This is a genomic window from Pelomicrobium sp. G1 (assembly GCF_051905455.1).
Classification (GTDB): Bacteria; Pseudomonadota; Gammaproteobacteria; order Burkholderiales; family UBA6910; genus Pelomicrobium.
This window is the reverse complement of sequence record NZ_JBQACR010000647.1, coordinates 1-233: the sequence shown is the minus strand read 5'-3', so window position 1 is coordinate 233 and position 233 is coordinate 1. Positions and strand designations below refer to the sequence as shown.

The window sequence follows — 233 nt, the reverse complement described above, 5'->3', positions numbered from 1 at the left end:
GTGGAAAGCCCCCTCTCGCGCAATACGCGCGCTATCTCGTGGAGCGCCTGCTCGTCGAGAGGCGGCGGGGCGGGTCTTTCGGGCTGGGCGGGCGTATCGGGCATGGGCACCGCGTCCTGCGCCACCGCGCGTTGCAGGATGCGCGCCAGCGGGGCATAGGGATTGGGCACGATGCCCTGCTTGCGCGTCGCGGTTTCCAGCTTGTCGCAGAAGGCCGGCAGCCAGCGGCGCGG

At 71.7% G+C, this 233-nt stretch carries 1 protein-coding gene; it reads right to left on the bottom strand.

Annotation, left to right across the window (positions count from 1 at the left end; genetic code table 11):
- Positions 1-233 (bottom strand): hypothetical protein (locus tag ACTFO6_RS19970; protein ID WP_439936013.1); only part of this gene is annotated, 233 nt, incomplete at both ends.